At 67.9% G+C, this 12,266-nt stretch carries 15 protein-coding genes and 1 pseudogene; 3 read left to right on the top strand and 13 right to left on the bottom strand.

Going from position 1 to position 12,266, the window contains the following annotated elements; translation table 11 throughout:
- Window positions 1-561: a GNAT family N-acetyltransferase gene (locus tag CHC09_RS41295; protein ID WP_089298720.1), complete on the top strand. Its 561-nt coding sequence runs from the start codon at window positions 1-3 to the stop codon at window positions 559-561.
- A gap of 106 nt (window positions 562-667) precedes the next feature.
- On the opposite strand, the gene CHC09_RS41300 is transcribed toward CHC09_RS41295, so the two are convergent.
- The 8 genes and pseudogenes from CHC09_RS41300 to CHC09_RS48965 form a co-directional block, all read right to left on the bottom strand.
- Window positions 668-1,780: a hypothetical protein gene (locus CHC09_RS41300; protein ID WP_089298721.1), complete on the bottom strand. Its 1,113-nt coding sequence runs from the start codon at window positions 1,778-1,780 to the stop codon at window positions 668-670.
- Window positions 1,777-2,175: a hypothetical protein gene (locus tag CHC09_RS41305; RefSeq protein WP_089298722.1), complete on the bottom strand. Its 399-nt coding sequence runs from the start codon at window positions 2,173-2,175 to the stop codon at window positions 1,777-1,779. The genes CHC09_RS41300 and CHC09_RS41305 overlap by 4 nt, the downstream gene beginning before the upstream one ends.
- Window positions 2,176-2,218: 43 nt before the next feature.
- Window positions 2,219-2,533: a hypothetical protein gene (locus CHC09_RS41310; RefSeq protein WP_089298723.1), complete on the bottom strand. Its 315-nt coding sequence runs from the start codon at window positions 2,531-2,533 to the stop codon at window positions 2,219-2,221.
- 87 nt (window positions 2,534-2,620) lie between these two features.
- Complete coding sequence (locus tag CHC09_RS41315; protein ID WP_089298724.1) at window positions 2,621-3,901, bottom strand: hypothetical protein; 1,281 nt, start codon at window positions 3,899-3,901, stop codon at window positions 2,621-2,623.
- Window positions 3,898-4,614: a GGDEF domain-containing protein gene (locus tag CHC09_RS41320; protein ID WP_089298725.1), complete on the bottom strand. Its 717-nt coding sequence runs from the start codon at window positions 4,612-4,614 to the stop codon at window positions 3,898-3,900. Before CHC09_RS41320 ends, CHC09_RS41315 begins: the two co-directional genes overlap by 4 nt.
- A 134-nt stretch (window positions 4,615-4,748) precedes the next feature.
- Window positions 4,749-5,345: a hypothetical protein gene (locus CHC09_RS41325; RefSeq protein ID WP_089298726.1), complete on the bottom strand. Its 597-nt coding sequence runs from the start codon at window positions 5,343-5,345 to the stop codon at window positions 4,749-4,751.
- A complete protein-coding gene (locus tag CHC09_RS41330; protein WP_089298727.1) occupies window positions 5,338-5,766 on the bottom strand; it encodes a hypothetical protein in 429 nt (142 codons plus the stop codon). Before CHC09_RS41330 ends, CHC09_RS41325 begins: the two co-directional genes overlap by 8 nt.
- 109 nt (window positions 5,767-5,875) lie before the next feature.
- Window positions 5,876-5,965: pseudogene (locus tag CHC09_RS48965) on the bottom strand (hypothetical protein); the annotation flags it as partial.
- A gap of 152 nt (window positions 5,966-6,117) precedes the next feature.
- Here CHC09_RS48965 and CHC09_RS41335 point away from each other — a divergent pair.
- Complete coding sequence (locus CHC09_RS41335) at window positions 6,118-6,387, top strand: hypothetical protein (protein WP_089298728.1); 270 nt, start codon at window positions 6,118-6,120, stop codon at window positions 6,385-6,387.
- 72 nt (window positions 6,388-6,459) lie between these two features.
- Here CHC09_RS41335 and CHC09_RS41340 read toward each other — a convergent pair whose 3' ends face one another.
- The 3 genes from CHC09_RS41340 to CHC09_RS41350 all read right to left on the bottom strand — a co-directional run bounded on the left by CHC09_RS41340 (window position 6,460) and on the right by CHC09_RS41350 (window position 9,152).
- A complete protein-coding gene (locus CHC09_RS41340) occupies window positions 6,460-6,921 on the bottom strand; it encodes a hypothetical protein (protein WP_089298729.1) in 462 nt (153 codons plus the stop codon).
- Between the two features lie 817 nt (window positions 6,922-7,738).
- Window positions 7,739-8,587 carry a TRM11 family SAM-dependent methyltransferase gene (locus tag CHC09_RS41345; RefSeq protein ID WP_089298730.1) on the bottom strand — a complete coding sequence of 283 codons (849 nt, stop codon included), beginning with the start codon at window positions 8,585-8,587 and terminating at the stop codon, window positions 7,739-7,741.
- Window positions 8,580-9,152, bottom strand: a complete 573-nt coding sequence (locus CHC09_RS41350) for a hypothetical protein (RefSeq protein WP_239138855.1) — start codon at window positions 9,150-9,152, stop codon at window positions 8,580-8,582. Before CHC09_RS41350 ends, CHC09_RS41345 begins: the two co-directional genes overlap by 8 nt.
- 272 nt (window positions 9,153-9,424) lie before the next feature.
- Between CHC09_RS41350 and CHC09_RS41355 the strand changes: the two genes are divergently transcribed.
- On the top strand, window positions 9,425-10,195 hold the full coding sequence (locus tag CHC09_RS41355; RefSeq protein WP_089298731.1) for a hypothetical protein: 771 nt from the start codon (window positions 9,425-9,427) through the stop codon (window positions 10,193-10,195).
- Between the two features lie 163 nt (window positions 10,196-10,358).
- Here the strand turns inward: CHC09_RS41355 and CHC09_RS41360 are convergent, their stop codons facing one another.
- Both CHC09_RS41360 and CHC09_RS48970 read right to left on the bottom strand, forming a co-directional pair.
- Window positions 10,359-11,372: a hypothetical protein gene (locus tag CHC09_RS41360; protein ID WP_143232872.1), complete on the bottom strand. Its 1,014-nt coding sequence runs from the start codon at window positions 11,370-11,372 to the stop codon at window positions 10,359-10,361.
- A gap of 548 nt (window positions 11,373-11,920) precedes the next feature.
- Entirely contained in the window at window positions 11,921-12,184 is a 264-nt protein-coding gene (locus CHC09_RS48970) for a DUF4259 domain-containing protein (protein ID WP_089298733.1), read from the bottom strand.
- Window positions 12,185-12,266: the final 82 nt, after the last annotated feature.

A 12,266-nucleotide genomic window follows, 5' to 3' on the forward strand; every position in this document is an offset into this window, starting at 1 on the left:
ATGGATGTTCGCGCGGATGACCGGCTGACCCTGCGGCATTCCGGCCCGGACGAGGCCTTGCAGATGCGCGAGCAACTCGTGCCGATCTACGCAGAGACCCACGTGCACCTCCTGGACCAGCCGTGGTATTCCCCTGATGACTGGTGGTCTCGCCTTGCCGAGATCTACTCCAAGACGCGTGACTTCGACCTTGTGACCGCTTGGACCGGTGATCACTGCGTCGGGTATGCGTTTGGCAGCCCTCGCGACGACGAGGATCTCTGGCCGCAGATTCATGCTGTCTTTCCCGACCTCATGCCTACTGGGCCGGTGTATATCTTCCGCGAATTCGCCGTAACGCCGGCTCACCAGCGGCGTGGCCACGGTGCCGCCATCCATGACGAACTGATGCGTGATCGTCCCGAGCAGGCCGCACACCTTCTCGTTCGCGACGACAACACGCCCGCGCTTGCCGCGTACCGCAGGTGGGGCTGGGTCACGGCCGGCTCGAAGAGGCCGTTCCCCGACTCGCCGACCTTCGCAGCGATGGCGCTGAACCTGCGCATCCGATCCCGCCCTTGATCACGTCACCAGGGGATGGTGGGTCGAGCTGCAACTCGACCCACCACGCACGCTTGCGGCAGTCGCCGTACCCCTACAGGGGATCCCGACGTCGCGCCTGTCGGCGTCAGCCGGGCGGGCGCAGCCCAAACGGCCTGCCGGCGTTGTCGAGCACGATGGAGCCGCGCTGGCCTTTGTAGATCCAGTTCAGTTCGAGGTTCCAGGTGACCGCGAAAGTGCTGGTGTGCGGGCGGATGACGAGCTGCTCCGGGTCCAGCGGGCTGACGGTGAATGGGAAGTCCGGCGGGTGGGGGCCCCGCAGCCTCGTCGGAAAGAAGCGTGACCAGCTGCGGGCGGATTTCTGATTCGGTACGGGAGTGAGCCGCGGTGGGTCCTCGTCGAGATCCAGCGCGAAGGCCCGCTCCTCAAGGATGCCCAAGACGTGCGAGATGTTCCTAACGTCGGCGGGTGGCGTGCGGGACAGGACGTGCGCCCGCAGCGACTGCAGCACCACGGTCCGGGCTCCGACCGCCTCCACCAGCACTCGTAGCACCGAGTGGCCGCTGATCGGTGTGTCGTCGGCGTACAAGCTCGCTGCCTGTTCAACCGTCACCACGATGGGGTCGCCGCGGATCGCTGGATTGGGCTCGCCGCCGATCCGCAGCTCGCCGATCTGGGCGGCCTGGATGATCGTGCCCGCAGTGGAGTCGACCACGCTGTTCGCCAAGGCACCGGCCAACGGGTCGGGGGCGAGAAACGGAGTCTGGAAGCCGAGCCGGCGCAGCCGGCCGCCCACCGAGCGTGGATCGGTCTGCTCCGACGCGTTCGCGAGGCGACCGCGGGCGATGACCTCTTGGACCGCCCGAAGGCAGACCCGGTACAGCACCGCAGCGAGGTTGCCGTGGAAGTAGGAGACGTAGAACGGGTCGGGTGTCAGCGTCTCCAACTGCCGGGCGAGCGCCCGATTGAGCGCTTGGTCGCCGTCCTCGAGGTCGATCGACGCCGCGGGGTGGGAGGTTGCGAAGCAGTCGGCCAGGTCCCGGCAGATCTTGCCTCGCCGGTAGGGGAAGGCCCAGCTCAGTTCATCACCGTGGACGGCGGTCCCCAGCGCGCGCACCAGTTCATACCAGTCTTTTCGCTGCTCGCACAGCGGGATGCCGACCGCCTGAAGCACGGAATCCAGCCAATGGCCGAGCGCTTCGACCATGCGCGTCTCGTCGGCGTCGCCGACGCCGGTCACATCCCCTCCCGCTGTGCGTCGCCGATATTCAGGTGGGAGATCTGGTTCGCCTGAACCAGGTTCTCGACGTGACTGCCCTGCACGACGTTAGTGGTGACACCGGCCACGGGCGCGGATCCGCCCGTGGTCTCCGCCCCGGACGCCATCGGCGGTGGCAGGTCGGCGCGCTCCGGCGCCGGCTGGGTTAGTGCGGTGGACCCCTGCGATGGCCCGGGGGGCACACGAGCGGGGCGCCCGCCGCGCCCGACCCACATTGCCAGACCGAGGGACAGCACGCCGACCACGATAGAGATGATCTTCTCGGTGCGGTCGAGACCCTCGCCTGCGAGGAGGACGACCAGCCCAGCCAGCCCCACACCTGCGGACATCAGAAAGATGATCAGCCGCCGCGTCATTTTTCGAGTATCGACGCTCGACTCCCGGGTGACCAGGGCGAGCTCACCCGAACCGGCGACCCAAGTTCCAGACCGCGCCCGCCCGGACCTGACATGCCGCCGGGACGGGGCGGTCAGTCCCGTTACCCCGGGTAGCCGGAGACCTGGTTCTCATCGCGCGTAGGTTCCCGTTGATGTCGGCGTGCGGGTTCTGCCGGTCGGAGAGAATGTTGTCGTAGCTGCCGGCGGCGTACGTGGCCTCGGCCTTGGCGATGGTGTCGTGTGCGCCCGAGGCCTTGCCGAGGTCGGCCAGGTATCGCACCAGGTGGTCGCGGTCGACGTCGATGGTCTGGCGGGAGTGCTTGCAAATGTTGGCCACCGCCTTGACCCCTGACGATCGGAATCGCGAGATCGTGGGTGGTGGACGGGTATGACCGCCCACCACTCTGATCGACTCAATCCGGAGTCAGGAGTCCCTAACTGCCGTTCGGTTGCCGAGGACGCGGACGGTCGTACTCAATTTGATGGGCAGGCTTTCGTCGCCCTTGAGGAACGGCTGGATATCGATCGGCTTGCGAAGCGTCCGCCCGGGTCCCCATGCCTGCTGTCGCTCGTGGCCGGAGACCCAGTATCGGTGATCGGGCTTCGCCCGCGACCGGGTTCCATCCGGCTGGGGCGATCTCGGTCCCGGCGCGCTGTTCCGGGGCTTGATCCGTACGATCCGGACGTCGGGCGCGGGGCGGTTGCTGCGCTGGTATGCCTTGGTCGTTCCCTTCGGGAGTTTCGCTGGGACCGCTTCGGCCATCTGCTGGTTGATCAGGAGCCAGGTGGTGACGAGCGGCCCGAGTGGGTGGCTGCCGTCGAGCGCGCCGCGCCGCGGTACGTGTTCGGCGTGGGCGGGGAGCAGCCAGCCGATCTCGTGTCGCAGGGCAGGCATTAGGTCTTCGCGCAGGGCACTGCCGATGCTGCGGTAGCCGAGCAGCTGCCAGCCGTCAAACTGGGGTGTCCACGAGACGGCGGCGAGCTGCCCAGGACCGACTGCTCCCGGCCAGGCGATCAGCCCGGCTGACGAGGGCATGAGTTCCTCGGAGAGCCTGGCGGGCGGCTGGTTCCTGCTGACCGCGTTGACCAACTCGGTGAACTCCTCGTTGATCCAGTACATCGGTGCCAGGTCGAGCTGGTTTGCCAGGCTCTGGCGGCCTTCACGGTCGTTAATGGCTGTGGGAAGGTCGACCGGGCTGCCGAGCAATCCGGTGAACCGGTCGCGGACCTTCGGGAGCATCTCGGCGGCAATCCGAGCGGCTGGCCATCGTGTCGTGGTGAGAAGTGTTCGTCCCTCGCGGCCGAGGACGATGCCGCGGTGCAACAGGTTCAGCTGTACATATTCGGTGCTGCCGCGACGCCACCGCATGAAGGACGCGCACCGGTCGGTGAGGGCGCCAACGTCGTCGGCCTCGATGTGCTGGGCGCACGCGTAGCAGACGTGCCAGTGATCGTTGTAGGTCGCGACGGCCCCGACGTCGAGCGCCATGACCTGGATGAGGCCGGTCCGGTAGTTCCAGACGGGTAGCTCGCCGGAGCAGGTGTGGCACCGGTTGAAGACCTGCGGAGCGTGGACGGCGTCCACCGGCACGACTTCGTGTTCTTCGTCGGCAACCGGATGACGGAAGCCGAGACGGCTACCATGCCGGTGCTCGGTGAGTGCGTGGGAGCAGGTGGCGCAGGCCATCAGAGTCGCGAGGTTCATGCGCCGTTCCCGTTCTGCGAGCGGCGCCGGTCACGCAGGCGGGGTCCTCGGCGAGGTCGGTGGCTGGGCATCGTCATGCCGGGCTGGTGGAGAACGTGCCGGTTCCCGCCTTGCTGCTTGGCGTGGTACATGGCCATGTCGGCGTGGTGCAGGGCGACGCCGTCGAGCAGGTCGGTGCTGGTGGCGATGGCGACGCCGAGGCTCGCGGTAATCGTGACAGTGACCGGCCCGTTGTCGGCGCGGACCTCGACGGGCTCGGCGATGACGTCCGTGAAGTGTTCGGCCATGCCGGCGAGGCGGGTTCGGCCAAGGGGCATGATGGCCGCGAACTCGTCGCCGGAGAGCCGCGCGGCGTGTCCGCCGTAGAGTTCGGCGAGTTCCCTGATCCGATCAGCGGTCGCCTTGAGCAGGTCGTCTCCGGCGTTGTGGCTGTGGGCGTCGTTGACCTCTTTGAACAGGTCGAGGTCGATCAGCATGGCGACGATGTGTTGGGGCTCGGCGGATGCGGCGTTGGCGGTGTGGATGGCGCGCAGGCCGGTGCGGTTGTGCAGGCCGGTGAGCGGGTCGTGGGTGAGCTGCCAGACGGCGTCGGCCAGCTCGTCGCGCAGCCCGGTAATGACAGGCCGCATGGCCCCGTGGTTGATCAGGAAGCCGATGACGGCTCCGAGCGTGGCCGCCATGAGAGTGGCGATCACGAGGGGCGTGGTGAACACTGGATTCCTCCATTCCGTTGGAGAAACCCGGGACGCGCGTTTTCCAGGCGGAGCGTCCCGGGTCTCGGATACGACGACGGCCCGCCAAAGGCGGGCCGCTTTTATGTTTGGGTCGCCGTGTACGGCGGCCCAGGTCAGGTGGTCTCGGGCTTTGCGATCGAGCCGTCGAGACTCCAGGTGGCGCCAACGCGCGCCGGGTACCGTCCGGTGGAGCCATCGATGCCCAGGTACCGAGAGTGGTAGGGCTCGTCGGTGCGGGGCCGTCGGCCGATCACCTCTGTGGAGCCGGGCGGGGTTCCTTTGGGCCGCACCTCGTAGCGCTCGGACACGACCCTGACGTAGTCGATGTCAGAGGCGAACGGCCTGTAGTCGCCGCGCAGGATGGTGCCGCCGAGTCGGTCGCAGCAGCGGACGATGACCGGATACCAGCCGGTCAGGGCGACAGTGACGGTGTGGCCGCAGGACAGGTCGAACTCGAATACGCATAGCCGGTACTCCACCTCGCCGTCGGCGGTCGTGCTGGTGGGCGCGGATGGTGCGCACGGCTGGCAGATCGGACCGAGGTCGGGCTGATATCCGGCGTCACATGCCTCGCAGGCGATGCGCAGGCATGCGCGGCATTCGCCCGATGCGATGCGGTCGAGTGGGGTGCCGCAGAAGCCGCAGCCGCCGTTGAGGCATGCGTCGGTGTGGTGACCTGGGCGGTGCTGGTGGCAGGGGTGATCACGCATGCTGGCCTCGGCTCAGGTGCTGGCCGATGGTCGCGGGGATCAGCCCGTGGCCGGTTCGGGTTGCCGGTTCGCTGATGCGTCGCCAGCCCGCGAACTCGCAGGCCAGCCATGTGGCTCCTGCGTCCGGGTGGAAGACAGTGACGACGTCACCGGTCGACAGTGAACGTAGCTTCAGCAGCTGGTAGGTGCAGGCGAGTAGGAAGTCGATCTCTCCGTCGTTGGTCGTTCTTCCCCGGAGGCCCTGTAGCTGGTCGAGGTCGGCGTTGAATACGTGGTAGGCCCAGTCGGCGATCTGCTCCGGACTGGTCTTGGCGGGTAGGTGCCGCCAGTGGGAGATGACCTTCGTGAGGGGGTGGCCGGGCTGGTACTGGAGGAAGCGGGTGCCAAGGTTGTGGTAGACGGCGATGTAGAACAGGATCATGATGGAGCCTTTCGCTGATGTCTGAGCGGAATTCATGCCGGGCACGCCGGTGCGGTGAGGGCGGCCTGCATGTGGTGGAGGGCTCGCCGTTCCATGCTGCGGCGCTGCGGTCCATGAGCCGGGCGGCGGCGTCGCGCGGGTAGCCGTCGAGGTATCGCAGCTGGATCGCGCGCCGCTGAGCTCGGGTTAGCCGTGCCATCGCGTGGGCGAGGGTGATCCGGCCGAGCGGCAGGCACGCCACCGGCGGCCGGGGCGGCGGGTGCGGGAGGGTGGTCGCGGACGGCGTACGCGGCGCGGACGTACCGGCGGCGAGACCAGTCGTGCTGGTTGCGTGCCTTCGCGGCGTGCCAGATGAACCAGCCGGGCAAGTCGAGCAGCGCGGCGGACAGGTCCGCTAGGGCGCCGGTAAACGCCTCCTGCACGGAGGTCCGGGATGGCGTCGCGATCGCGGCCCCGGAGGCGAACGCTGACGTAGCGGGTGACCGGTTCTCGGAAGGTGAGGTAGAGCTCGGCGAAAGCGTCGCGGTCGCCGAGCTGGGCGCGGCCGAGCAGCGCCAGGATGTGCGGCGCGACTTCCGGATGCCGGCGGCGGGAAGACGCAGCGGGGTGGTGGCGTGCTGAGGTCGGGGTACGGCATGGGGTTCCCCCGTCCATGAGGGATGGAGTCCGGGCCGGCCGAAGATGTGGTGCCGGTTACTGCGTAAGACCGTGCAGCAGTAGGAGAGCCTCTTTGAGGTGGCCCGCGAGCAGCTCGCTGTTGGCGCCGGCGGCGCTGAGGCTGTCGGTGGTGGCTCGTAGCACCCCGCCCGGCGCTTCGGCGGTGCCGAGGTATGCGCGGGCGTCGGTGTTCGAGGCGATGCGCTGGATCGTTCGGGTCAGGTGCGCCTGGATCAGGTTGAGACCGCATAGCAGCCGGGCCAGTTCGGTGAGGTCTTGGAGCGCGGCGGCGTGAGTCATGGTGTCGCCGAGATGCTCGACGCCCAGCAGGATCACGTAGGTCATCGCGACGATGACCGCCGGGCCGACGCCTGGATCGCTTCTGATCATCTGGGCGAACTGGTCGATGACGGCCTGGCGGTCGTGGTCGAGCTTGGGGGCGGCGGGGAACTGGTCGAACCAGTCGGTGTCGGGCAGGTACCAGCCGGGTTTGAGCATGTCGTCCTCCTGGGGACAGCAAGAAGGCGGCCATCGGGTGATGGCCGCCGTAGGAAAAGCCGTAGGAAAAGGGGTGTGGGTTACCGCGCCCTGGCGCGTCAGCGGCGAGCGTCAGCATGTGGAGTGCCAGATCCGAGGCACGCGGCGGCGGCCGACCGTGTTGGTGGGCGCGATGCCGTCGCGCAGGGCAGGGGATTAGGACACAGAAGTAAGAAGGAGAACCTCCAGCATATGGGGACCAGCGGTCCCGGCTGCTGGGCTGTCAGATCCGCCCGTCTGGCAGAACCTGACAGCCGGTGAGTCCCGCAGTCCATGTCAGGTCTCCCGCTCGAGCGGGACCATGCGGGACACCGGCGAATTCCCGCTCGACGGGACTTGCCGCAGCCGGCGCTCCCGCTGGACGGTCGAGGCGGAGCGGGACCGCCCGCCGGGACTCGTTCGACGGCTGCCGGTCCGGCAGGTCCCGCTCCGTCACGAATCACGGGCGGCCCACCGGTCACTGGCGGATCGCCGGTGACCGATGAGACCGGGACCGCTGGCGCGGGCAGTGGACCGCGCGCCAAACAGCGTTGGGCGACCCGGTCAGGTTCCCGGTTCTGACCCCCTGGCACCCGTCAGGTTCCGGATCCGGCCCCGCGATACCTGTCAGGTTGGGGGTAGCGGCCCACAAGGTGACTTACCACGGTGGACAGTCTGATCCGTCCCCGTCCGTCTTCTCGCGACTTTACGTCAGGCGGGATACAGTGACGAGGCTTCCGGGCGGTAAATAGTGTCTGAGCTGCCCGGACACTCGGATCTGCCGCGCTCGGCGCAGGGGTTAGCAGCGGCGCAGAACCAAGACATCCTCGTGCGCGATTAGGTGAACAGGGACCCCTTCGGCGCGGGCTCGGCGCACGGCCATGAGCCCGAACATGGAGGCGCGGTGCACGATCTGGCCGTCGCGGACGGCGGCGAGCATCGCCGCGCACCGTTGCACCGGGACCAGCCCCACCGACCGGGCGACGGCGAGCAGTTCGCCGGGTAGGTCGATCAGGTCGTCCCGTTGGCGGCGTACCGGTCGGCAGGTGATCATGACGGTCCCGCCGGGACGCAGCAGTTGATACGAGGCGGCCAGGATCGTCGCGAACCCGTCGAGCAAGCGGGACCATCCCGCATAGGCGAGGTTGCCGCGTTCCCGGTCCCCGTACAGGTGGTCCCGCTTGCGTACCCCCGTACTGTCCGCCCGTACGAGCCCGTGAGTCCCGCGCCCGTACGGCGGTGAGGTGAGCACCATCGCGACCTGACCGACCGCGGACGCGGGGACCAGGTCGAGCAGTCCGGTGGCGTCGCCGGTGACGACCTTCGCCGTGCCGGCCGCGCCCTGCGACGAGGCCAGGGCGACGTTGGCTTCGGCCAGGGCGGTGAAGCGGGGCTCGATGTCGATCCCGATCGCGTCGCGGCCCAGATGCATGGCCTCGACCAACGTAGTGCCGGAGCCGCACATCGGATCGAACACCAGATCGCCCGGCGCGGTGAACGAGTTGATCGCGTAAGCGGCCAGGTTCGGCAGCATCTTGCCCGGGTGGGTGGAGGTCGCCGGGACGTAGCGGCCTCGGCGCTGGTCGCGGGCGGGCTGCTGGCATGTCAGCCAGACCGAGGTGACGGGCATCGCATCGTTGTCAGCCATCGCAACCTCCGATCTCCGCCGTGCGGGTCAGGATCAGCACGTCGGTGTGGATGTCGAGCTGGGTGTTCTTGCCTCGCTGTGGCGGTCGGTCGGCCGCCACGATGTGCTGCAAGTACGCCAATCCGGCCTTCTTGGCCGCGGCGATGGCGTCGACCGGAAGGATGACGTCACCGTGCGGCAGCAGCACGGCCACGCAGCCGCCGGGCACGAGGCTGGCGCGGCAGCGGTCGAAGAAGTCGCCCGGCTCGGCGGGATCGCTGGTGGGCCATCCGGTGACGATCAGCGTCGCGGTGTGCCACTCCCAGCCGAGCGGCCGGGTGTCCTGAAGGTGGCTACGGCGGTGCGCGGCGATGATCGCGCGGGCCAGCTGCGGCCCGGCGGTGAGGTCGGTGATCAGGTCGGACGGGTGGGTGAGGTTGTGGACGAGTCGCACGCCCATCGCATTGGACATGGTCTCGCCCCGCTGCGGGGCGGGTACCGGCCAGACGGTGATCGGCACGGGCGGGTCGCCGGACACCATGTCCCCGACGGGAACCGGTGCCTGCTGGCGTTTTCTGTCGGTCATGGGCATGGTGGCCCCCGGACCGGCGGGCGTACTGACGATCCCCAGTGCGCGCCTGTCAGGGCGATCGAACTCGGCCCCGTTCTGTCAGGACCGGTCACCCCGGCGACCTGACCGGCTCGGCGGACCGGTCGGCGGGGCGGCGAATCTGTCCGGACCGGTCATGGCCTGTCGGAAGCTGACAATCGCTTCTGGTGTCAGGCCGGGCTGTCCCAATCGGTGCCTCGGAGCGTTCGCACCCGGCGACACGCTCCTCACCGAGGGGAACACTCGTCATGGCGACGACCACCCGCACGAGAACGGCCACCACAGCGCTGACCAGCGCGGAGAAGGCGTTCGAGCTGCTGACCTGCGAACCGGCTCCGCTGGTGTTCGACGCTCGGCCGGTGCCGGGGATGCCGGACACCACGCTGCCGCTGGACCGACTGCGCACCTTGCTGGTGTACGAGCGGTACGACAGCGACACCACCGACGTCCTGTGGCGGCAGCTCGCCCGCCACGCCCGCGAATGGGGGCCGGCCTGGGTGGTCGGCGCGATCGGAGTCGCGCTGCCCGCCCTGACCCAGCTGGCGGCGCGGCTAAGCCAAGGCCAGCCCCGGCTCGCCGACGACATCGACTCCGAAGTCCTGGCCGGGTTCTTGCAGGCCCTGCGCACCACGGACCTTGACAGGCCGCGGCTGTGGCTGCGGATGTGCTGGACGGCGTGGCGGGCCGGGGCTGCCGTGATCAAGGACGACGAGGGCGAGGAGCTGCCGCTGGATCTGTCCAGCGGCTCGCGCTCACCGCGCATGCCCTACGGGCACCCGGACCTGTTGCTCGGCCGGGCCGCCGCCGCCGGCCTGATCACCGATGAAGCCGCCGAGCTGATCAGCGCGACCCGCTTCGGTGACACGCTGATCGAGGAACTCGCCGCCGAGGAGGGCACCTCAGCGTCGGCCTTGCGGATGCGGCGCCGCCGCGCCGAACGAGTCGTTGCGGCCGCGGTGACACGCGGCGACCTCTCCGGCCCGTTCCGCTCCTCCACCGGCACGGGCGAGGCGGCCTGAGAAACCTGGCCGCCTGTCCTTTGCCATCGAACTTTGCCCGTGCGCTTTGCAGCAGAGCCGGCGGAGGCCAGTGAATCCTCGACAACGACAAGTTCTACGTCAAGGTCAGCTGAGTTCAGGGTCGTCCCTTGCCGCCGTAACGGGCGGCAAGAGACGACCTTACTCAGTCCCGCAGAAGGGGAAAAGCCTTGTAGAGGCCTTCGAGCAGGTCGCCTGCGTGGTCCGGCCCGTGCGCGATGATTGTTTGGGTCAGGGCGTAAAAGACCGCATCCAGCGAGTCCGGGATGGCGGTCGCGCTTACCGCGACCAGCGCATACCACTCCCGCATCGGAAGCCGGCCCTCGGTGTATAGCCCGGCGACAGGCTGCACCGGCGTCTGGCCGAAGAGGCGAGCCGGCTCACCCATAACGGTTATCTCGTCGTCGAACGGTGGCGAGACCGGCACGCCGCGCTCAAGATCGGCGACGACATCCCGCAGTGCGGAAGAATCGCGAATACCCGCCTCGGACAGGGCTTGCAGCGCCGCCCACCGCGCCACACTTCGATGGACATCGTCACTACAGCAGGCCAGCGCGGAGATCAAACCGGCATGCAGTTCGCGGATGACGCCGAGGTTCGTTTCGACTTGCGCAAGGCGGCCGGTGGAGGCCTCGTCGGCGGGGCCGTCGCCGTTCGCGTGATGCCAGTACGCCGCAGCCGCGCTGCTCTGCCGAATGATCACGTCGTCGGCTGGCGCAGCTGGCCACACTGCCAGTAGATAGCAGTCGATGGGTGTAGGCGCGTCGTTGGTCTCCAAATCCCAGCCGGCCTGCATGCCTGCTGCGCAGTACCGCACCCGGTAGACGCCGGTCGGTAGAGGCACTATCCACGCGTCTCCCTCAAAGTTGCTCAGAACCATCTGCTCGAAGGGATTGGTCAGCGAAACCTCGACGACCTCAGTCCACTTGTCGTCAAGCGCGGGCTTCCGGTCGTGCAGCTCCACGGTGAAACCGACGAGCCCATGGCGCAGCCCAGTCATTAGATACAACGCACCGGCTTGCGCCGCACCACACAATCCGTTGTGCTGCCCGGCAAACGCGAGCTCTGCCGTCGGCCACAGAGATTCATCTGACGTGAGATAGAGCTGGCCACGGCCGACCTCGACCGGATTTTCCAGCAGAACTTTTGGGCCAGTCACGGCGTCATATTCTCCTCGAATGCCACAAGACATGCAGCAAGATCACCACGTTCGGCCTATCGAGGCCTCGCATGAGGTACACCGGGGGTGCCGAGTGTGCGTTGTCGCCGAGGTTGATCCAAGGCCGAGGCTGTGACCAGGGCGGATCAGATTCGATGGCAACGAGAGGCGGCCCGCCAGCACTCTGCTTGACCACGTGGTGAACATCCGGACCCGCCACCCGACCGCTCGTCGCCCGCCCTGGTCAGCGGTGGCACATCCGTCATGGCAGCATTCGGCGCCGAGCCACATTTGGTGGCAAGAAGTCCAGCATCACTGGCAACGGACACCGAGCGATACCTGGGTCTGGACCCTGGCACCAAGAGAACCCGCCCTTCCGGCGCTCGATCAACGTACCGAAATCAACCGTTGTAGCGGCGGTCGACGGGTGCGAAGCCAGCCAGTAAATCGGGCTGCGATCAGAGCAGCGGCGGCGACGGCTCGCGGGGCGTCCGGGAACCGAGAGTTGTCGTCGGCTGGGTCAGCGACGCGTTCGAGGGCGGCGCCAATCATCTCGATCGAACCTGCGCTGGTGCGTCGTTCAACTCGCCAGCGAAGTCTGTGGCATCGTCGTTGTCGAACGGCTCGACGTCCCAGGTGCCCATGGCTTCGCCAGCATCATGGATCTCTTGTAGTGATCTTCGCCCTGCGGATCGGTCGGTGCGGCAGGTTGCGATGTCTCGGACGGAGCTCGGCGGGCCAGCGGCGGTCGCAGGCAAACTTCGATGGCAGAAACCCTCACGGGGGCCCAAGTTCCCAGACAGGAGGGGCATACCTCAATGGCAAAGGACACCGCCGAAGAAGGCCGCACCGGGCGGGACGCCCGCTGCGGCCTTCTTCGTGCTCAACGTCCTT

This window comes from Actinoplanes regularis, from assembly GCF_900188005.1.
GTDB lineage: Bacteria > Actinomycetota > Actinomycetes > Mycobacteriales > Micromonosporaceae > Actinoplanes > Actinoplanes regularis.

Excerpts from the sequence above, each read along its gene's own strand:
- CHC09_RS41340 (WP_089298729.1), bottom strand. The coding sequence starts at position 6,921 with ATGCTCAAACCCGGCTGGTACCTGCCCGACACCGACTGGTTCGACCAG.
- CHC09_RS41325 (WP_089298726.1), bottom strand. The coding sequence starts at position 5,345 with ATGCGTGATCACCCCTGCCACCAGCACCGCCCAGGTCACCACACCGAC.
- CHC09_RS41350 (WP_239138855.1), bottom strand. The coding sequence starts at position 9,152 with ATGACCGACAGAAAACGCCAGCAGGCACCGGTTCCCGTCGGGGACATG.
- CHC09_RS41330 (WP_089298727.1), bottom strand. The coding sequence starts at position 5,766 with ATGATCCTGTTCTACATCGCCGTCTACCACAACCTTGGCACCCGCTTC.
- CHC09_RS41335 (WP_089298728.1), top strand. The coding sequence starts at position 6,118 with ATGAACCAGCCGGGCAAGTCGAGCAGCGCGGCGGACAGGTCCGCTAGG.
- CHC09_RS41355 (WP_089298731.1), top strand. The coding sequence starts at position 9,425 with ATGGCGACGACCACCCGCACGAGAACGGCCACCACAGCGCTGACCAGC.
- CHC09_RS41305 (WP_089298722.1), bottom strand. The coding sequence starts at position 2,175 with ATGACGCGGCGGCTGATCATCTTTCTGATGTCCGCAGGTGTGGGGCTG.
- CHC09_RS41345 (WP_089298730.1), bottom strand. The coding sequence starts at position 8,587 with ATGGCTGACAACGATGCGATGCCCGTCACCTCGGTCTGGCTGACATGC.
- CHC09_RS48970 (WP_089298733.1), bottom strand. The coding sequence starts at position 12,184 with ATGCCCCTCCTGTCTGGGAACTTGGGCCCCCGTGAGGGTTTCTGCCAT.
- CHC09_RS41295 (WP_089298720.1), top strand. The coding sequence starts at position 1 with ATGGATGTTCGCGCGGATGACCGGCTGACCCTGCGGCATTCCGGCCCG.
- CHC09_RS41315 (WP_089298724.1), bottom strand. The coding sequence starts at position 3,901 with ATGAACCTCGCGACTCTGATGGCCTGCGCCACCTGCTCCCACGCACTC.